Source organism: Neisseria sp. HMSC064D07 (genome assembly GCF_001837185.1).
In the GTDB taxonomy this organism is placed as follows: Bacteria; Pseudomonadota; Gammaproteobacteria; order Burkholderiales; family Neisseriaceae; genus Neisseria; species Neisseria flavescens_C.
The window spans coordinates 1-20,060 of sequence record NZ_KV831673.1; the positions used below are offsets into that span (position 1 = coordinate 1).

18 protein-coding genes are annotated in these 20,060 nt (G+C 50.0%); 3 read left to right on the forward strand and 15 right to left on the reverse strand.

Annotation, left to right across the window (positions count from 1 at the left end):
* Positions 1 to 134: winged helix-turn-helix transcriptional regulator (locus HMPREF2608_RS11330; RefSeq protein WP_141761458.1), on the forward strand; the 134-nt coding region annotated here is incomplete at its 5' end.
* A gap of 65 nt (positions 135 to 199) precedes the next feature.
* On the opposite strand, the gene HMPREF2608_RS03865 is transcribed toward HMPREF2608_RS11330, so the two are convergent.
* The 9 genes from HMPREF2608_RS03865 to HMPREF2608_RS03905 form a co-directional block, all read right to left on the reverse strand.
* Positions 200 to 742 carry a DUF4189 domain-containing protein gene (locus HMPREF2608_RS03865; RefSeq protein WP_070826035.1) on the reverse strand — a complete coding sequence of 181 codons (543 nt, stop codon included), beginning with the start codon at positions 740 to 742 and terminating at the stop codon, positions 200 to 202.
* 145 nt (positions 743 to 887) lie between these two features.
* Positions 888 to 1,637: a hydroxyacylglutathione hydrolase gene (gene gloB / locus HMPREF2608_RS03870; RefSeq protein ID WP_070826036.1), complete on the reverse strand. Its 750-nt coding sequence runs from the start codon at positions 1,635 to 1,637 to the stop codon at positions 888 to 890.
* Between the two features lie 23 nt (positions 1,638 to 1,660).
* The gene (locus HMPREF2608_RS03875) at positions 1,661 to 2,746 is read right to left on the reverse strand and encodes a hypothetical protein (protein ID WP_070826037.1); all 1,086 of its coding nucleotides are present in this window, start codon (positions 2,744 to 2,746) and stop codon (positions 1,661 to 1,663) included.
* Positions 2,747 to 3,038: 292 nt separating this feature from the next.
* Positions 3,039 to 3,842, reverse strand: coding sequence for an HNH endonuclease (locus HMPREF2608_RS03880; protein WP_070695622.1), 804 nt, complete (start codon positions 3,840 to 3,842; stop codon positions 3,039 to 3,041).
* A 155-nt stretch (positions 3,843 to 3,997) separates the two neighbouring features.
* Positions 3,998 to 7,894, reverse strand: coding sequence for a phosphoribosylformylglycinamidine synthase (gene purL / locus HMPREF2608_RS03885; protein ID WP_070826038.1), 3,897 nt, complete (start codon positions 7,892 to 7,894; stop codon positions 3,998 to 4,000).
* Between the two features lie 306 nt (positions 7,895 to 8,200).
* Positions 8,201 to 10,201 (reverse strand): DNA helicase Rep, encoded by a 2,001-nt coding sequence (gene rep / locus HMPREF2608_RS03890; RefSeq protein WP_070826039.1) that lies wholly within the window; start codon positions 10,199 to 10,201, stop codon positions 8,201 to 8,203.
* Positions 10,202 to 10,291: 90 nt separating this feature from the next.
* On the reverse strand, positions 10,292 to 11,227 hold the full coding sequence (locus HMPREF2608_RS03895; RefSeq protein WP_070826040.1) for a dihydroorotate oxidase: 936 nt from the start codon (positions 11,225 to 11,227) through the stop codon (positions 10,292 to 10,294).
* A gap of 227 nt (positions 11,228 to 11,454) precedes the next feature.
* Positions 11,455 to 12,636, reverse strand: a complete 1,182-nt coding sequence (locus HMPREF2608_RS03900) for an aspartate aminotransferase family protein (RefSeq protein ID WP_070826041.1) — start codon at positions 12,634 to 12,636, stop codon at positions 11,455 to 11,457.
* 112 nt (positions 12,637 to 12,748) lie between these two features.
* Positions 12,749 to 13,693: a class I SAM-dependent methyltransferase gene (locus HMPREF2608_RS03905; RefSeq protein WP_070826042.1), complete on the reverse strand. Its 945-nt coding sequence runs from the start codon at positions 13,691 to 13,693 to the stop codon at positions 12,749 to 12,751.
* Positions 13,694 to 14,030: 337 nt separating this feature from the next.
* Between HMPREF2608_RS03905 and HMPREF2608_RS03910 the strand changes: the two genes are divergently transcribed.
* Positions 14,031 to 15,440 carry a DEAD/DEAH box helicase gene (locus HMPREF2608_RS03910; protein WP_070826043.1) on the forward strand — a complete coding sequence of 470 codons (1,410 nt, stop codon included), beginning with the start codon at positions 14,031 to 14,033 and terminating at the stop codon, positions 15,438 to 15,440.
* 170 nt (positions 15,441 to 15,610) lie between these two features.
* On the forward strand, positions 15,611 to 15,892 hold the full coding sequence (locus HMPREF2608_RS03915) for a hypothetical protein (protein WP_070711938.1): 282 nt from the start codon (positions 15,611 to 15,613) through the stop codon (positions 15,890 to 15,892).
* 57 nt (positions 15,893 to 15,949) lie between these two features.
* Here the strand turns inward: HMPREF2608_RS03915 and leuB are convergent, their stop codons facing one another.
* From leuB to HMPREF2608_RS03945, 6 genes are all read right to left on the reverse strand, one after another.
* The gene (leuB, locus tag HMPREF2608_RS03920) at positions 15,950 to 17,020 is read right to left on the reverse strand and encodes a 3-isopropylmalate dehydrogenase (RefSeq protein WP_070826044.1); all 1,071 of its coding nucleotides are present in this window, start codon (positions 17,018 to 17,020) and stop codon (positions 15,950 to 15,952) included.
* A 246-nt stretch (positions 17,021 to 17,266) separates the two neighbouring features.
* Entirely contained in the window at positions 17,267 to 17,728 is a 462-nt protein-coding gene (locus HMPREF2608_RS03925; protein WP_070826045.1) for a NanQ anomerase/TabA/YiaL family protein, read from the reverse strand.
* A gap of 35 nt (positions 17,729 to 17,763) precedes the next feature.
* Positions 17,764 to 18,489: an SH3 domain-containing protein gene (locus tag HMPREF2608_RS03930; protein WP_070826046.1), complete on the reverse strand. Its 726-nt coding sequence runs from the start codon at positions 18,487 to 18,489 to the stop codon at positions 17,764 to 17,766.
* Positions 18,490 to 18,621: 132 nt separating this feature from the next.
* Positions 18,622 to 19,263, reverse strand: a complete 642-nt coding sequence (leuD, locus tag HMPREF2608_RS03935) for a 3-isopropylmalate dehydratase small subunit (RefSeq protein ID WP_070826047.1) — start codon at positions 19,261 to 19,263, stop codon at positions 18,622 to 18,624.
* 54 nt (positions 19,264 to 19,317) lie between these two features.
* Positions 19,318 to 19,683 carry a VOC family protein gene (locus tag HMPREF2608_RS03940; RefSeq protein WP_070826048.1) on the reverse strand — a complete coding sequence of 122 codons (366 nt, stop codon included), beginning with the start codon at positions 19,681 to 19,683 and terminating at the stop codon, positions 19,318 to 19,320.
* A 103-nt stretch (positions 19,684 to 19,786) separates the two neighbouring features.
* The gene (locus HMPREF2608_RS03945; RefSeq protein WP_049331004.1) at positions 19,787 to 20,041 is read right to left on the reverse strand and encodes a hypothetical protein; all 255 of its coding nucleotides are present in this window, start codon (positions 20,039 to 20,041) and stop codon (positions 19,787 to 19,789) included.
* Positions 20,042 to 20,060: the final 19 nt, after the last annotated feature.

Sequence of the window (20,060 nt, forward strand, 5' to 3'; positions counted from 1 at the left end):
TTAGGGGATTTTGGGGAATTTTGCAAAGGTCTCTGACTGAGTTTGGGAGGACGCTGATGCCTGTGATTGAAGCAATGCACCGTTGGGGCAAGCAATATGCTGCGGAATGTGTGAAACATAAAAAGCAGCCGTAGGTTTTGCTGTTTAAAGTGGTACGAAAACTAAAAGGCCGTCTGAACGCCAGACGGCCTTTGGGCTATTAGAATTTAGGTAGTGAGCAACCTTCGGGAGCAACGATTCTACATTGTGTACGTCCTGCAGCTTGACATTCCTGCATTGCCTGGGCTTCAGCTTCTCCTGGATCCGTTGCTACTGAGAAAAGCTTCCATTTCTTACCAGATTTACTACTAGATTTTCCTTGAGCAACAGCAATACATCCATTTCGTGCCCAAATCTCTAGTGTGCATGGAGCATTTTTTCCACCTCGTTCACAAGTTTTAATAGCTTCTCTTTTTGCAGCTTCAAGTGAATCCATATCAAGTGCACCGCCCGCAATGCCTGTATTTAAATTAACGGCCCAAGCACCGTATTTTGAAGGAACCTTGATATTAATAATTTTGGGTTGGCTCTGAGTAGGCCCATTGTTAGACGATTGAGGTCTGCCAACGTTATATATAATCTGTCGTCCTGAACTATCAATGATACGACAGGTTCCAGTTGCAGGTTGATATTCACCGCCACAGCCATTGGCGTAAACATTAAGGCTTGTCAGCCCTAACAATACAATAAGTAATTTTTTCATTTTAAGTCTAATTTATCCATTACTCTAACTTTTGACATTTTGCTATTAGTACAATGATTTGTCATCTTTTTTACGCGGTATCTGCTGTCTTATCATTCAGTATTCATATTTTCAGACAGCTTTTATTCTCAAGTCAGATCAGCAATTAAAATTGATTTTTCAATTCACGCAAAGCAGCGAAGACTTCGAGTTCGCTGTTTAATTTTCGTCCGCTCAATTCTTCGGCGCGTGCCCGAACTTGGGGTAGGTGTACGCGGAAAAACGGATTGACTTTGCGTTCGTGTGCCAGGCTGACAGGCAGTGTCGGCGTGTGGTCGGCTGAGGCCAAGGCCGTCTGAATGTCGGCGTTGTCCGGCTCGATATGCTGGGCAAAGCGCAGATTGGAGGCGGTGTATTCGTGCGCCGGATAAAACAGCGTTTCTTCGGGCAGTTGGTTGAATCGGTGGAAACTGTCGTAAAGCTGTTCGATTGTGCCGGTAAATACGCGGCCGCAACCGGCGGAGAACAAGGTATCGCCGCAGAAAACGTGCAGGCCGTCTGAATTTTCCAACAGATAGCTGATGTGGCGGTCGGTATGGCCGGGGGTTGCCCAAACGGTAACCAAGCCTTCGCCAAACGGGAACTGCGTGCCTGCTGTGACAGTATGCGTCGCCACATCGATGTCGCTTTCGCCATAGATTGGGGATTCTAAAAATCCGTGGAACAGGCTTTTTGCGCCGCCGGTGTGGTCGGGGTGCGGATGGGTAATCCATGTTTGCGCCAGCATCAGGCGGTTGTGGACGAGGAATTTCAAAACGAGTGTGGCATCAGACGGATCGACGCAGGCGGCATGGTTGCCTTCTTGAATCATCCAGATGTAGTTGTCGTTTAGGGCTTGGATTGGCGTGATTTTCATATGCTTTCTTCTGGTTGGGGGTTTCAGACGGCCTCTAAATAATCTTTGATATTAGGGCTTTGGCCGAACACGGCTTCATGGGCTTGATGGATGCACAGTCGGTTGAACAGCAATCTTTGGGTTTGGTCACCGTCGATAATCCGTACTTGGCCTTGCAGTTTGGGCGCGTTGTGATGAAAGGTATTCTTAAACGTGTGCCAACGGTCGGTTTGCAGATGGACGATGGCAAACATATCGTGCGAGATATTAACGCCGACGCTGAATAGCTTGGCCGAGGCTTGCAGGCAGAAACTGCTGTCGCCAAACAGGCACAGCCCCGTGTTTTCAGGATAGCGGAACAATTCGATTTTCACTGCTTCGGGTTCGGCAAAGATATTGCAAAACAGCCGTTCAAACAACGACGGTTGCGCCACGCCTTCGCTCAACATACCGTAAAGCCCTCCCAGCCAATCAACATAGCAGAGAAAAGTGAAACGGTAGTCCTGCATAATGGCTTCGATGCGCTTGGGATCGCGTTTGCTGATTAAGCGGACAAATTCAAAACCGACTTCCGGCAGCCGCGCTCGAAGTGTTTGGTGCAGGCGGTGGGCAAACAGTTTTTTGTGGTTGTGCGGATTGCGCAGAATGCCGAGGAATTTCAGCCGCAATATCCGCCACAAGGCATCAGGTACTTTGACGGTATCGACATTTGCCGTAGTTGTTTTCAGATGGCCTGCAGGTAAGGTGCGCAGGTAGTTGCAGGCCTCTTCGTAGCCGCTTTCATGACGGTTGAACCAGCTTTCCAGATTGTATTGGTTGGCGGAGTCTTCGACAAAGGTCAGCGTATAGAGGTTTTTTGCCGCCAAGTTGCCGATGATGTTGACGCTTATCGCTTCGCTGCGGTTTTGTTCTTTGCCGCGGGCTTTTTCTCCAGGATGGAACATGGACAAAGGCAGCTTATAAACATTCTGATTCTGCGGGCTGACCTGCGGATTATGCGAATGCTGCCGCTGCTCGGTTTGGGCGACGAAGTGGTGTTCCTTAGTCGGATTTGCGGTCAGCAGGGCGTAAGGCTTTTCGCCGCATTCGGGAAATTCGCAATCGCTGAGGATAAAGGCTTGTCGAGTCATAATGTCGGGAAAGGCCGTCTGAATATGTCGATTATAGCTGATGGGGAGCTAAGGGGGATTATGATTATACGGAATGATGCTTCTGCTTGCAGAACACGCTAATGGAATGCCGATAATGGGAATCCAAAAAAACACTTCGCCACCGTCATTCATTCCCGCCTACGCGGGAATGACGATGGTCGGTTTGGTCTTTATATGCAAAAGGACGCAAAAAGGTCGTCTGAAAACAGGTATAGAGTGGTTCGCTAAATCGTTTTCAGACGACCTTAAATCAACAGACTGTTCAACCCATCTATTCTTCTTTTTGGAAGACATGGTTGCGGTGATACTCGAAATATTTTTCGCTTTCCGGTCGAATTTTTAATTTCATATCGGGAGAAATTCCCAACCGCTTTTGATTTTCCGAATCGATTGTCGGGCTGATTTTTATCGTACCGTCGGTATCAAACGTAATCAGTCCATTATCGAATAATCTGTCGATATTGGGTGCGAGCATCAGACCATTGAAGCGACATAAACGCTCGTTATCATCGCACACGCTCCAAGGTTTAATATGGCTGGCAATGAGTAAAGGCTCGATATCTAGACCGGTCAGCGGGCAGCTTGGATACAGTTTGAGTAGTTTTTGTCGGAAACTGCCTTGCCCTTGACGGGCTTTTATCAAAGTCTCAATTTCGGTTCGTTTTGCTGAATTGGTCTCAGATACTAAACATTCTTTGAGTTCGTCTATATCAGATTTTAAGGACAGGGCAGAAGCCGCCTGAAGATTTTTTATTTCTGCGTACCATGCCACTAATAATCCTCTTTTCTTACAGGTTCTGCATGGAGTTAGTTCTTTGTTGTATGTGTTCAAGCTCCATCGTTCAAGTTCTTCGATTGAGTTTGAGCAAACTTTGAAATATTTTTTAGTTGTGCGCCCCGGCCTTTTATTTAGTTGGCCACAATTAGCAAAATGTATTTTGGGATAATCTTTATAAATCTTAGAAGGGTCTTTAGTTTGATCTATATTTAATACAAATCCATTTGAGTTTTCTTCAATCCATTTAATATATTCATCATCATTCGGCTTGTTTTTAAAAATTACTTTGTCAGACATAAGCTTCTCCAAATCTTTCTATAAATTCAATTAAGTTTTTTTGTATATAGGTTCGGGATAAAAAATCTAGGCCGTCTGAAACAGGTTGGAGCGAAGTCCGATGTGCCTATTTCAGACGACCTTTTCTTTAAAGCCGAATCAAATCAGCCTGCCGGTTAACCCAAAGCTTTTCTTGCGCCGGCAAAGAGGCGGTACCAGCCGGACAATTCCGTCCAGTCTTCCGGTTTCCAGCTCATTTGTGCGGCGCGGTACACGCGTTCCGGATGCGGCATCATGATGGTAACGCGGCCGTTGGCGTTGGTCACACCAGCAATACCCTGAGGCGAGCCGTTAGGGTTGAGCGGATAAGTTTGGGTCACTTGGTTTTGACCGTCCACATATTGCAGCGCAATGCCTAAATCGGTGGAAATATTGCCGCCGTGCAGGGCGAAATCTGCGCGGCCTTCTCCGTGGCTAACGACAACGGGCAGGCTGAAGCCTTGCATTTCGTTCAGAATCAGCGACGCGGATTTCGGTACATGAACCATGCTCAGGCGCGCTTCAAACTGTTCGCTCAAATTGCGTTTGAACTTCGGCCAGCCTGCCGTGCCGGGGATGATTTCGGCGAGGTTGCTGACCATTTGACAGCCGTTGCACACGCCCAATGTCAGCGTGTTCGGATCAGCAAAGAAGGCGGCAAATTGGTCGCGCAGAGCAGGGTGGAACAGAATCGATTTCGCCCAGCCTTCGCCTGCACCGAGTACGTCGCCGTAGCTGAAGCCGCCACACGCCGCCAGCATTTTGAAGTCGGCAAGGTGGACGCGGCCTGCCATCAGGTCGGACATATGCACGTCGTAGGCATCAAATCCGGCGCGGGTAAAGGCGGCGGCCATTTCGATTTGTCCGTTTACGCCCTGTTCGCGCAAGATGGCGATTTTGGGTTTTGCACCGCTGTTGATAAACGGCGCGGCGATGTCTTCGTTTACATCAAACTTCACGTCGGCAAACAATGCGCTGCGTTCGTTGTCGTCAATCAGGGCAAACTCGTTGTCTGCGCAGGCAGGGTTGTCGCGCAGGCGTTGGATGGCGTGGCTGGTTTCCTGCCATGCGCGTTGCAGGTCGGCGCGGTTTTGTCCCAATACGATGCCTGTCTGATTGCGGATAACGATTCTTTCGTCAGAACCAATGGTGGCAACGGTATGCAGTGCCAAATCAGCTTCTTTAAACAAGGCTTCTACGGCTGCTACATCTTGTTTGGCAATTTGAATCACTGCGCCCAGCTCTTCATTGAACAATGCGCGGATGCTTGCTACGTTGACATCGGCTTGGTTGGCAACCAGTGAAGTCAAATCCACATTCAAGCCGCAACGTGCCGCAAACGCCATTTCCACCAGCGTCGCAAACAAGCCGCCGTCGCTGCGGTCATGGTATGCCAAGAGTTTGTCTTCGGCGACAAGCTGTTGAATCACATTGTAAAACGCTTTCAGACGGCCTGTATCGTCCAAATCAGGCGCATCGCCAGTCATGTTGTTGTAAACCTGACCGAATGCAGAGCCGCCCATACGCGCTTTGCCGTTGCCCAAGTCAACCAGCAGCAATACGCTGTCTTCGACGTTTTTCAATTCGGGCGTAACAGTCTTGCGTACGTCTTCCACTGGCGCAAACGCGGAGATAATCAGGCTCAACGGCGAAACAACGGATTTTTTCTCTTCGCCATCCTGCCACACGGTTTTCATCGACAAGCTGTCTTTGCCCACGGGGATGCTTAAATCCAATGCCTGACAGGCTTTGGAAACGGCTTCGACGGTGCGGTAGAGTTTTTCGTCTTCGCCCTCGTTGCCGCACGCTGCCATCCAGTTGGCGGAGAGTTTGATGTTGCCGATGTCGCCGATATTGACCGCAGCGATGTTGGTGATGGCTTCGCCGACGCACATTCTGCCCGAAGCAGGCGCGTCAAACAGGGCGACGGTCGGTTTTTCGCCCATAGACATCGCTTCGCCGCGATAGGTATTGAAGCCCATCATGGTAACGGCGCAGTCGGCTACGGGGGTTTGGTATTTGCCGACCATTTGGTCGCGGTGGGTCATGCCGCCAACGCTGCGGTCGCCAATGGTAATCAGGAAGTTTTTAGCCGCTACGGTAGGCAGGCGCAGAACGCGATAGGCGGCTTCGGTAATGTCGATATCGCCCGCGTTAAACGGTTTTTCGGACGGTGTAACTGTTTTGTCGGTGCGCGTGGTTTTGGGCGGTTTGCCGAGCAAGACGTTCAACGGCAAATCGACAGGATTGTTGGAGAACAAATCGTCGCGCACTTTCAAATGACCGTCGTCGGTCGCCGTGCCGACCACGGCAAACGGGCAGCGTTCGCGTTCGCAGATGGCGCGGAAGGTGTCCAAATCTTTTTCCAAAATGGACAACACATAACGCTCTTGCGATTCGTTGCACCAGATTTGCAGCGGGTTGAGGCCGTGTTCTTCCAGCGGCACTTCGCGCAGTTTGAATACCGCACCGCGTCCGGCATCGTTGACGAGTTCGGGGAAGGCGTTGGACAGGCCGCCTGCGCCGACATCGTGGATGGAGATAATCGGGTTTTGGTCGCCAAGCTGCCAGCAACGGTCGATGACTTCTTGCGCGCGGCGTTCGATTTCGGGGTTGCCGCGTTGTACGGAGTTGAAGTCCAAAGACGCATCGTTCGTGCCGGTATTCATGGATGAAGCCGCGCCACCACCCAAGCCGATAAGCATGCCCGGGCCGCCCAGTTGGATCAGCAACGCGCCTTCGGGGATTTCGTCTTTGTGTGTTTGTTGTGCCTGAATGCTGCCCAAGCCGCCGGCAATCATAATCGGTTTGTGATAGCCGCGAACCTGGCCGTCGAATTTTTCTTCAAAGGTACGGAAGTAGCCCAAGAGATTTGGACGGCCGAATTCGTTGTTGAACGCTGCACCGCCAATCGGGCCTTCAATCATGATGTCTAGAGGAGAAGCAATATGGCCGGGTTTGCCGTAGGCTTGTTCCCACGGCTGCTCCAAGCCTGGAATATTCAGGTTGGAGACGGTAAAACCGGTCAAGCCCGCTTTCGGACGTGAGCCTTTGCCCGTTGCGCCTTCGTCGCGGATTTCGCCGCCCGCACCCGTTGCCGCGCCTGCAAACGGCGCGATGGCGGTCGGATGGTTGTGCGTTTCCACTTTCATGATGATATGGGTGTCTTCTTCGTGGAAACGGTAGCCTTGGTTTTCCGCCGCATTCGGATAGAAACGCTCGACTTTTGCGCCTTCGATTACGGACGAATTGTCTTTATAGGCAACGACTGTGCCTTCGGGATGTGCGTTGTGTGTATCGCGAATCATGCCGAAAAGGGATTTCGGTTGTTTTTCGCCGTTGAGGATGAAGTCGGCGTTGAAGATTTTGTGGCGGCAGTGTTCGCTGTTTGCCTGAGCGAACATCATCAATTCAACATCGGACGGATTGCGGTTTAAAGCCTGATAGTTTTCAACCAGATAATCGATTTCGTCGGCAGAAAGCGCCAAGCCCATTTCGGTATTGGCTTTGACCAATGCCTCTTTACCGCCGCCCAATACATCTACGCTGGAGAAGGTTTCCGATTGGATGTGGTGGAACAGTTGCGCCGCTGCATCGATGTCGGTCAACACGCTTTCGGTCATGCGGTCGTGCAACAGGGCTGCCCATTGTTGTTTTTGCTCGTCGGTAAGCGCACCTTCCAACCATACGGCCATGCCGCGTTCGATACGCTCAATGCCTTCCAAACCGCAGTTCTCGGCGATATTGGTTGCTTTGGAAGCCCAAGGCGAAATGGTGCCCAAACGGGGCGTTACCAAAAATAAATGCAAGCCCTCGCGCGCTTTTGGCGTTTGTTCAACGCTTTGCGCTGCCAGTAAGGCTTGCAGTTTTTCGACTGTCGCGGCATCAAGTGCTTTTTCGCTACCGACAAAATACCAAAATTCGCTGCTTAATTTGACTTCGGGCAGGCCGAGTGCGGCTGCTTTTTGAAAGAGTTTTTCAACACGGAAATCGGAAAGGGCGGTTACACCGCGCAAGGGCAGAACAACAGACATGGATTCAGCTCACAAAATGCAGTTGGAGAATCCATTATTATACCTGAAAAATGCAATTTTGCTTGTGAATTTATACTTCAAGTGTTGACAATTTTTGCTTGTAAATTGAAGGGGAATGAGGCGATCGTGTCACCTGCTTTTTTATTTTATACCTGATTATTCGATTATTTTTGTTTATTTTTGAATAATCGGGAGGAATGGGGACGGATAGGCGTAACGATATAAAGTGAAAATTATTTGATTGTTGTCTTTGACATTTTGCTGACAATAAGGCCGTCTGAAACATTGTTTTCAGACGGCCTTGCCTTATCCTTTTCTCTTGTTTCCCAGCATATCCAGCAATCCTGCCAGATTGCTTTTTCCTTCTTCCTTGCTCACAATCGGCTCGCCGCCTTTGCGGCCTAAAATCTTGATGTCTTCCTGCGGCATTTCATCTATGAAACGGCTCGGCTCAGGGAATTGCCATGTGCCTTGCTTTTTACGTTTGAGGCAGTGGGTTAGCGTAAGTTGGCGTTTGGCGCGGGTAATGCCGACGTACATCAGGCGGCGTTCTTCTTCGACATTGTCTTCTTCGATGCTGTCGTTGTGTGGCAAGATGCCTTCTTCGCAACCGACAAGGAAAACGTAGGGGTATTCCAAACCTTTGGAAGCGTGCAGGGTGGAGAGTTTGACGGCATCGACTTCTTCTTCGCTTTTGCCTTCCAAAAGTGTCATCAGGGCGATGGTTTGGGCAAGCTCAATGATGTTTTTGCCGTCTTGCTCGCCTTTGCGTTCCAGCCAGCCGGTCAGGTCGGTAACATTGCGCCATTTGATTTCTCCTGCTTTGCCCTCTTCATTGGCCAGCAAGTGGTTTTCGTAGTCGATTTCTTTTAGCAGGTTATGGATAAGCTCGCCTGCTTCGCTGGTTTCGGCTTTGGTGCGGTAGTTTTCAATCATATCCATGAAGGCTTGCAGGTGTTGGCGGTTGGTATGGTTCAATAGGGCAAGCGCTTCTTCGTTTTGCGCGGCCTCATACAGGCTGCATTCGTGTTCGTTCGCGTAGGTGTTGAGTTTGCCCAATGTAACGTCGCCGATGCCGCGTTTGGGTGTGGTCACGGCGCGCAGGAAGGCAGGATCGTCGTTGGGGTTAGCAAGCAGGCGCAAATAGGACAACACATCTTTGATTTCGGCTTTGTCGAAAAAGCTTTGTCCGCCGGAGAGTTGGTAGGGAACGCGCGCGCTGCGCAAGGCTTCTTCAAAAATCCGCGCCTGATGGTTGCCGCGGTATAACACAGCGAAATCGGCGTATTGGGTTTTATCGCCGCCGACCAGCTTTTGCTTGACGATTTGGCTGACGACCCAGTCGGCTTCATGTTGCTCGCTTTGGCAGGCAACGACTTTGACAATTTCGCCTTCGCCGAACTGCGACCAAAGTTTTTTGGTAAAGAGTTTGGGGTTGTTTTCAATCACTTTATTAGCGATTTTGAGAATCCGAGCAGTGGAGCGGTAGTTTTGCTCCAGCTTGATGACCTTCATCTGCGGATAGTCTTCCTGCATTTTGCGCAGGTTTTCCATGTTTGCGCCGCGCCATGCGTAGATCGACTGGTCGTCATCGCCGACGGCGGTAAACATGCCTTCCGCGCCGGTCAAGAGCTTCATCAGGGTAAATTGGCAGGTGTTGGTGTCCTGACATTCGTCAACCAACAGATAACGCAGCCGCCGCTGCCATTTGTTACGCACTTCGCTGTTTTGCTGCAACAGTACGGCGGGCAGGCGGATTAAGTCGTCGAAGTCTACTGCCTGATAGCTTTGCAGGGTTTCCTGATAGCTCGCATACACGCGCGCTGTTTGTTGTTCCCACACATTAGAGGCCGTCTGAACGACATCTTCAGGCGTTTTTAGATCGTTTTTCCAAAGGGAAATTTGGTGTTGCGCTTTGAATATGGCTTCTTTACCCGTACCGCCCAAAAGTTCGCCGATGATTTTGGCGCTGTCGGTAGAGTCGAGGATAGAAAAGTTTTTTTTGTAACCAATATGGTTCGCCTCTTCGCGCAAAATCTTCATACCCAAAGAGTGGAACGTGCAAATCGTCAGCCCGCGCGTTTGTGACTTAGGCAGCATTTTAGAGACGCGTTCCTGCATTTCTGTGGCGGCTTTATTGGTAAAGGTAATCGCGGCGACGGTATGCGGCAGATAGCCGACATTGACAATCAAATGCTTGATTTTTTGCGTAATCACGCCGGTTTTTCCGCTGCCTGCGCCGGCAAGGACGAGCAGGGGGCCGCTTAGATATTTGACCGCGGCTTGCTGTTGGGGGTTGAGTTTCATTGAAAGGGAAGACGGGTAATGTAGGGAGCAATTATACAACAAGGCCGTCTGAAATTTTCAGACGGCCTTGGGCGTTTTTTAGAGTAAACCTTATTCAAAATATTTCAATTTGCCTTTGAAGTCTTCCAGCTTCTCATAGCCTTTTTGCGCCATGATGGCTTTTAACTCAAGGGAAACACGTTCAAAAATGTCTACGCCTTGCTGGTGTAGCGCCGTGCCGATCTGCACCATGCTTGCGCCGCACAAGATGTGTTCAAACGCATCACGACCGCTGTAAACGCCGCCTGTTCCAATGACTTGAATAGACGGATCCAGTCTTTGATAGAATGCATGGACATTGGCAAGCGCGGTCGGTTTGATGTATTGACCGCCTATGCCGCCGAAGCCGTTTTTCGGGCGGATCACGACGGATTCGTCCTCGATATACATGCCGTTGCCGATGGAGTTGACACAGTTGACGAATTTTAAGGGATGGCGGTTGAACACTTCCGCCGCTTGATCGAAATGGGCAATATCAAAATACGGCGGTAGTTTGATGCCCAAGGGCTTATCGAAGTAGGTAAAGGCATTGTTCAAAATCATCTCGGTTGTTTCAAAGTCGTAGGCGATTTGCGGCTTGCCGGGGACGTTTGGGCAGGAAAGATTGAGTTCGGTAATGCCGTTGAATCCGCTGTTTTGCACCTTTTCCAGCAGGATATGTGTTTCGCCGGGCGACAGACCGACCAGTGATAGGAAAAATATCCGTTCAGGCTGAGACTCTTGAAGGGTAAGCAGGTAATCCAGATAGTAATCAATGCCTTGATTCGGCAATCCCATCGAATTGATGCTGCCGAGAGGCACGTCCCGATAACGCGGCTCGGGGTTGCCTTGACGAGGGGTAAGCGTTGCGGTCTTGGTAATGAAAGTGCCTGCCGAAGACTGTCTGACCGCTTCCAATTCCTCAACAGTCATACATGACACACCTGCCGCGTTCATCAGGCAGTTGTCAAAAGAAAAACCGGCGACTTGTGTTTTCAACGATACCATCTCCTGCTCCTTTTCTTCGTAAAATCAAATTGTTTGCCAAGCGTAACACGAAGAGGCAGTACGATTTTTAACAAACATCAAATGACAAAGCATGTAGGCGGATGTTGTTTTCAATATTGAAAAAAGGCCGTCTGAAAAACTCAAACGGTCTTTCAGACGGCCTTCGCTATATGGCATCAATTAGGGAATAAAAGCTGTCGGCTGATTTGGATATTGGGTTTTGAAAATCAGGCCAACCATTCGACTAAAGCTGCTTCAAAACGTTTCAAGCCTTCGGCCATATCTTCATCGTTCAGCAGCAGGCTGGGGGCGAAGCGCACCACATTGGCGCCGGCAACCAGTACCATCAGGCCGTGTTTTAAAGCGGCGGCGGTAATTTCCGATGCCTTGCCTGCGTATTCGTCTGCCAACACGCAGCCGAGCAGCAAGCCCATGCCGCGGACTTCTTTAAATACGCCGGTCTTTTCGCCTATTTCACGCAAGGCCGTCTGAAGTTTTTGGCCTTGTTGCTCAACGTGTGCCAATGTTTCGGGCGCATTGATGATGTCAAACGCACGGCTGCCGACCGCGCACGCCATTGGGTTGCCGCCGAAGGTCGAGCCATGTGTTCCGGGGCCGAAGGTTGGGGCGATTTTATCGGTGGTCAGTATCGCGCCAATCGGGAAACCGCAACCCAAGGCTTTGGCTGAGCTGAGAATATCGGGTGTTACGCCGTAATGCTCGTAGGCAAACAGTTTGCCCGTATGACCCATGCCGGTTTGTACTTCGTCCAAAATCAGCAAAGCGCCGTGTTTATCGCATAAACGGCGTGCGGCTTGCAGATATTCTTGAGTGGCAGGCAGAATGCCGCTTTCACCTTGAATCGGCTCGATAATCACGGCGCAGGTTTTGTCGCTGACGGCGGCTTCCAATGCGGCAATATCATTAAATGGAACATGAGTAATATCTGACGGCAGCGGCTCGTAGTCTTTGCTGTATTTGGGCTGGCCGCCGACGGATACGGTAAACAGGGTACGGCCGTGAAAGCTGTTGAGGCAGGAGATGATTTCGGTTTTGTGTTCGCCAAAATGATCGCGGCCGTATTTGCGCGCCAGTTTTAGCGCGGCTTCATTGGCTTCTGCGCCGGAATTGCAGAAAAACACTTTGTCGGCAAAGGTGTTTTCGACCAGTTTTTTGGCCAATTCTTGCGCCGGTTGGGTGGTGTAGATATTAGAAATGTGCCAGAGTTTTTGCGATTGTTCGGCCAAGGCTGCGACCAAATCGGGATGGCAATGTCCCAACGCGTTCACAGCAATACCGCCTGACAGGTCAATGTATTCTCGTCCTTCAGTATCCCAAACCCGGCTGCCGAGCGCGCGTTCCGGAATCATGGGGGCGAATGAGAAATTGGGTGTCAGGTAGTTTTGCATGTTCTTTTCCTTTTGATATTGTCAACAATTTCTTCAATTATGCGCCTATTGATTGAGAGATTCAATATGGTAATCAGGCCGTCTGAAAACTGGCTTTCAGACGGCCTGATGCTTATTTATGCTTGATTTCCCAGCATTGATGGATTTTTTTGTTGCGGAAATCGTCGGGAACGGACTGCTTGGAAATGTCTTTGACGGCATATTGTTCCGCGACCGAATCGTCCAACACAAAGCTGCGCAAGTTGTTGGAGAAATACAGAATGCCGTCTGAAGCGAGTAGGCTCATTGCGCCGTCAATCAGCTTTTTATGGTCGCGCTGGATGTCGAGGATGTCGAGCATCTTTTTGCTGTTGGAAAAGCTGGGCGGGTCCATGACGATCAGGTCGAACTTTTTGCCTTCGTCTGCGGCGTTTTGCAGGTATTGGAACACATCGGCGCGGACGATTTTGTGTTGTTCGGTGTCGATGCCGTTGAGTTCAAAATTGCGTTTTGCCCACTCGAGATAAGTGTTGGATAAATCGACGGTTTCGCTGGATACCGCGCCGCCGGTTGCAGCATAGACGGTAAAGCTGCCTGTGTAGGAAAACAGGTTGAGGAAGCGTTTGCCCGCTGCGGTGTCGCCGACTTTTTTGCGCGTGTTGCGGTGGTCGAGGAAAAGGCCGGTATCGAGGTATTTGTCGAGGTTGACCCAAAACTTGCGGCCGTTTTCAGTGATGACGAAATCGTCGCCGGTTTTGCCGGTTTTCTCGTATTGCTGCAAACCTTTTTGGCGTTCTCGGCGTTTGAGGTGGATTTGTTCGGGCGCAAAGCCGGTCACAAAACCGATGGCTTCCAATACATCCGCAAGCCATGCTTCGTATTCTTCGGGCTGCATCAGCCAGCCGGTATCGTATTCCTGAAGGTGGATTTGGTCGCTGTAAACATCGACGGCAAAGGGAAATTGGGGAATATCGCGGTCATAAATGCGCCAGGCTTCGATATTGTTGCGTTTGGCCCATTTCATAAGATGTTTGATGTTTTTGCCCAAGCGGTTGGCAAAGGGGGTAATGTCAGTCATGGTTTCAGACGGCCTGAATTAAGTATTGGGAAGGGGTTGGATTTTAACGCACTTGATGCCTTTTTGCTTGACTGTTATCCATAAAATCTATATTATCCGCCGTTCGCCTTTTGATACGAAGCCATCGTCATCCAACCTAAACCGCCGTTTCGGGCGTGTTTCTTTTATTGCTTGCATATTTGCAAAGCCTTTTCTGTGCAGGTTGTCGTCGATGTTAACCACAAGCAAGATGCTTGCGACAACCCTGTAACTTCACATTCCCCGTATCGTTACTTTCCTTTGCTTCAGGTCGTCTGAAATTGTTCAGGCGTGCGCGTTGTTGTCTCTTAGGATAGATATGTCTATTAAATTTGCCGATTTGAACCTTGATAAAAACATTTTGTCTGCCGTAAGCAGCGAGGGTTATGAAAGCCCGACCCCGATTCAGGCGCAAGCGATTCCGTTTGCTTTGGACGGACGCGATATTATGGCTTCGGCACAAACCGGTTCAGGCAAAACCGCAGCCTTCTTGCTGCCGACTTTGCAAAAACTGACCAAACGCAGCGAAAAACCGGGCAAAGGCCCACGCGCTTTGGTATTGACTCCAACCCGTGAATTGGCGGCTCAAGTGGAAAAAAACGCGCTGGCGTATGCTAAAAATATGCGTTGGTTCCGTACCGTCAGCATTGTCGGCGGCGCATCTTTCGGCTACCAAACCCGTGCTTTGAGCAAACCGGTTGACCTGATTGTCGCCACTCCGGGCCGTCTGATGGACTTGATGCAGAGCGGCAAAGTTGATTTTGAACGTTTGGAAGTGCTGATTCTGGACGAAGCCGACCGTATGTTGGACATGGGCTTTATTGATGACATCGAAACCATCGTTGAAGCAACGCCGAGCGACCGTCAGACTTTGTTGTTCTCCGCCACTTGGGACGGCGCGGTGGGCAAACTGGCGCGCAAATTGACCAAAGACCCTGAAACCATCGAAGTTGAGCGTGTGGATGATCAAGGCAAAATCGAAGAGCAGCTGTTGTACTGTGACGATATGCGCCATAAAAACCGCCTGCTCGACCATATCTTGCGCGATGCCAATATTGATCAATGCGTGATTTTCACGTCCACCAAAGCCATGACCGAAGTCATCGCGGATGAGTTGTACGAAAAAGGTTTTGCCGCCAACTGCCTGCACGGCGATATGCCTCAAGGCTGGCGTAACCGCACGCTGATGGACTTGCGCAAAGGCCGCTGCAAAATTTTGGTTGCCACCGATGTAGCCGCACGTGGTATCGACGTACCGACCATTACCCACGTTATCAACTACGACTTGCCGAAACAGGCTGAAGACTACGTTCACCGCATCGGCCGTACCGGCCGCGCAGGCCGTACCGGTATTGCGATTACTTTTGCCGAAGTAAACGAATACGTCAAAGTACACAAAATCGAAAAATATATCGGCCGTAAATTGCCTGAACTGACCATCGAAGGCATGGAACCCACACGCAAACGTAAATCTGCCGGCGGCAAACCGAAAGGCAAAGGCGGCTGGGGCGATCGCAAATCCGGCGGCTGGCGCGGCGATAAGAAACCGGCTAAAGAAGGTTTCGGCGGTAAAGCTCGCGGCGAAGGCCATAAAAAAGACGGTTTCAAGAAAGATGGCTTTAAGAAAGATGGTTTCAAAAAAGCTGACGGTTTCAAAAAAGGCGGCGAAGGCTTTAAAGGCAAGCGCAAGTCTAACGACGGCTTTGGCGGCAAACACAAAAGAGGTTGATTGCTTCAATCTTAAGGCCGTCTGAAAAAGATATAAGGGCGTGTGAAGACACGCCCTTTTTTTATAAATAAAGAATTATAGATGATACGATTATGAAGAATATATGGCAAATTTTAAATACTGTGGCATAATTATATTACTATTTACTATATTTTAAAAAGGATGAACAAATGAAGAAATTATTTTTGACTGCTTTTGTTTCTGTCTTATTAGCAGGATGTGCTGGTACTAATTTTAATTGGGATAATGCACGGCAAATTAAGCAGGGAATGAATGAAAAGGAAGCTGTTGCATTAATGGGTACTCCAAGTGCAGTAAGGTCATCTCCTGAAGGACTGATTTATGTTTGGACACATGTTAATGGAATGACAGGATCTATTAAAACTCTGTCAATGGTTGTGAAAGATGGAGTTGTTGTTTCTGCACCAGTTGTACCTGATGGATATAAATAAAATAGATTAATAATAAAAAAGCGTAAGTTAAAACTCACGCTTTTTTCAGACGGCCTCTTACAAAGCGGCCAATACGGCATCGCCCATTTCGGAGCAGGAAACCAGTTTGGTACCTTCTTCGTAAATGTCGCCGGTACGCAAGCCTTGTTGCAGTACTTTTTGTACGGCGTTTTCAACTTGTTGTGCGCGTGCTTCGTCGTTCAGGCTGTAACGCAGCAACATGGCAAGAGACAATACGGTTGCCAGCGGGTTGGCTTTGTTTTGACCGGCAATGTCGGGGGCAGAACCGTGAGACGGTTCGTACAGGCCTTTGCCGTTTTCGTCTAAAGAAGCAGAAGGCAGCATACCGATGGAGCCGGTCAGCATGGAGGCCTCGTCGGAGAGGATATCGCCGAAGATATTGCCGGTGGCAATCACGTCAAATTGTTTGGGCGCGCGTACCAACTGCATGGCGGCATTATCAACGTACATATGGGAAAGCTCGACATCAGGGTATTGTTTGCCGACTTCTTCAAAGATTTCGCGCCACAGTTCGGTGGTTTCCAAAACGTTGGCTTTGCCTACGGAGCAGACTTTTTTGCTACGTTTTTGGGCGGATTGGAAGGCAACGTGGGCGATGCGGCGGATTTCGCTTTCGCTGTATTTCATGGTGTTGTAGCCTTCGCGTTCGCCGTTTTCTAGAACACGGATGCCGCGTGGCTCGCCGAAGTAGATGTCGCCGGTGAGTTCGCGCACAATGAGGATGTTGAGGCCTGCGACGATTTCGGGTTTGAGCGTGGAGGCGTTGGCAAGCTCGGGATAGAGGATGGCGGGGCGCAGGTTGGCAAACAGGTTCAGGTCTTTGCGGATTGCCAATAGGCCGCGCTCGGGGCGTAGCGGGCGGTCGAGATTGTCGTATTGCGGGCTGCCGACCGCGCCGAGCAGGACGGCATCGGCTTTGCGGCAGAGGTTTTGTGTAAATTCGGGATAGGGATGGCCGTATTCGTCGTAGGCTTCGCCGCCTAGTGGGGCGTATTCGTAGCTGGCGTCCAGACCTTGGGCGATGAGTTTGTCGAGTACGCGGACGGTTTCGGCGACGATTTCGGGGCCGATGCCGTCGCCTCGGAGGATGGCGATATGTTTGGTCATGGTAAAATCCTTATGAGGGTTTGGAAAAGGGAAGGTCGTCTGAAAACGGCGATGCGTTTTCCATTTTTTAGGATGGTGTTTTCAGACGACCTTTTGTGTCTGTTTGCAGGTCGGTTTGCTTGAACGAGGCTGATTGTACCATTGCGGCATCGAGAAAGCTGCGTGGAAATCATGCTGGCGGATTTGTCGGGAACGCGATGGGCGATGTAGCCGAGTTTTACAGTATTTGCGAAGGTTTGGAGGGAATCAGTAACGTTCTGCTTCGATACGGATTTTAAAGACGGCTTTGCGTATGGACTTTTCTTCGCTCACCAATGGGGCGTGCGCGTCGTTGGGAAAGAAGAGGGCAAACTTGCCCGGTTGGAGCGTGAGCCAGGTTTCCGGTTCGCAGTCGAAAAATTCGATGTCGCGCTTTTCGTCGTAGCCCAAACCGTTTTTCAGACGACCTCTGTCTATCCAGCCGTAGGTTTCTTCCCCGCTGATGGGGACTTGGATGTCGATATGTTTCAAATGCGCTTCCGGCTTGGCATCGGCTTTGCTCCTCATTGGTTCGCTGCCGATAAAGAGGCGGATGTTTGGGTTTTCACACGGCACTTGTCCGTCGGGCAGGGCGGCGAAATCCAGTGTTTGCAACAGCCGGACGGCGTCGGCGAAGTCCGGGTGCAGTGCGGCGTAGCGGGTGGCGTTGCTGATGATGTCGGTAATCATGTTTTGCAGAAAGAGATAAAAAGGCCGTCTGAAAATTAAACCTCAGGGTGTAGCGAAGCCAATACGTTCTTCAAGATGCCTTGCCGGAAGACAAATAAAACTTCAGTATAGGCGGCACCATCTCCGATGATGGTCGTTAAGAAAAGGGTATCGTCTTTAGCGCGGTAGTAACAGTGGCTCAGTTGCGTATTATCGCCTGCCTTTTCAAAATATGGGTCGAACAGGTGGTCATATTGGGCTCGGGGAGCGATTTGTGTTTTACCGTTGCGGAAAAAGGCAATTTCACGATAGTGGCTGAATGGAATTGTACCGTCAGTGCCGAACATTTCTTTTCCGCGATAATGGGAAAGTCCGTATTGATCGTGTGCAAACAGATGTTTTTCTTTCTTATAGTTGAAACGTTCCGATTTAATGCGCACGCCCATACCGTTTTTTTGGCAGGTAAAGCCGTCGGCAGTGGCCGTAACGGGGATGCTTTCATAACGCGACAACGGAATCAGTCGCGAAGTATGCACCCAGCCATCTAGCTTTTTTTTGCCGCGCAAATCGTAGGTCATCTGCCAACCGTGTTCTAAATGAAGCTTTCCGTCCATCTCGGGGGTATAAACATGGGTACCGTTTGGAATTTTGGTCAGGATTCGGCTTTGGGCGTTCGGTTTTTCGCGTAAGTTGCTGTATCCGTCAGGATCTTGAATTTCTGAGAATTCCGCATGTGCGGCGAGGCTGATAAAAAGTATAGGGAGCAGGATAATTTTTTTCATGGTGTTGTGTGTGTGAAATTGTTGGGTATGTTTTTCAAATATGATGGTAAAGAGTAACGACCTGATTGTGTGTTAATAAAAGAGGTCGTCTGAAAATTCGTTACGCTCGTTTTCAGACGACCTCATCGTTTATCAACCGTTAAACAGCCAAGGCTGGCTTTGGCGGCGTTTTTCTTCGAAATCGCGGATTTCGTCGGCGTGTTGCAGGGTTAAGCCGATTTCGTCCAAACCGTTTAAGAGGCAGTGTTTGCGGTGTTCGGTAATGTCGAATTTGAACGTTTCGCTGCTTGGTGTGGTCAGGGTTTGCTCGGCAAGGTCGATGGAGAGCTGATAGCCTTCGTTGGCTTCGACTTCTCTGAAAAGCTGATCAACTTGTTCTTCAGTCAACACGATGGGCAGGAGGCCGTTTTTGTAGCAGTTGTTGAAGAAGATGTCGGCGAAGCTGGGGGCGATGACGGCGCGGAAACCGTAGTCGTCCAATGCCCAAGGGGCGTGTTCGCGCGAGGAGCCGCAGCCGAAGTTTTTGCGTGTCAACAGGATTTGTGCGCCTTGGTAACGCGGCTGGTTCAGCGAGAAATCGGGGTTCAGCGGGCGTTTGCTGTTGTCCATGCCCGGTTCGCCGTGGTCGAGGTAACGCCATTCGTCAAAGGCATTGGGACCGAAGCCGCTGCGTTTGATGGATTTCAAAAATTGTTTGGGGATGATGGCGTCGGTATCGACGTTGCTGCGGTCGAGCGGGGCGACGATGGCGGTGATTTTGGTAAAGGCTTTCATGTCAGGTTCTTATAGGAATAATGTGAAAAAATGATGGTTGTTTGGCGGGTTGGATTAACGTGTGCTGTGCAAACCGATTCGGTTGCCTTCGGTATCTTCGATAAAGGCGGCAAAGCCGTTGGCGATGGGGAATTTCCCCTGCAACAATTTTCCCCCTGCTGAAACGGCTTTTTTTGCGGTCTCGGCACAATCCGGACAATTGAAGAAAATAGTCGTGCCGCCGTGGCCGGGTTGGGCGTTGCTGTCGTTCCAAATCATGCCGGCAGTACCGTGTTGCGTGTAATCGGCTGGAAAAATGATGAAACGGAAGCCGTTGCCGCCGATATCTTGCAAAGGTTTGCCGAAGACGGATTCGTAAAACGCTTTGGCTCGATCCAAATCTTGGGCGTGAATACCAAACCAGCTTGACGGATTGCTCATTGTTTCTTCCTTTGCTTGGAATTGTGAAAATGTCTGAACAAGTAATAAGGTATCAGGCCGTCTGAAACGGAGTCAGGAGCTTCAGACGGCCTGATTTACCGAATTATTCGGTAGCGGCTTCGATTTTTTCTCCAACATGGCTCATGCCGCGGCCTACTGCATTGCCGCCTTTTTTAACGGCTTCTTCAGTTTTATCGGCTACGCGTTCAGCGGTTTCTTTGGTTTTGTCGGCTACACGTTCTGCAGTTTCTTTGGTTTTGTCCCAATTGCGGTTGGTATCGTCTTTTGCGCCGGACCAAGTGCTGGAACAAGCTGACAGGATGAGGGCTGCGGCAGCTAATGCAAACAGTTTTTTCATACTAGATTCCTTTCAAGTT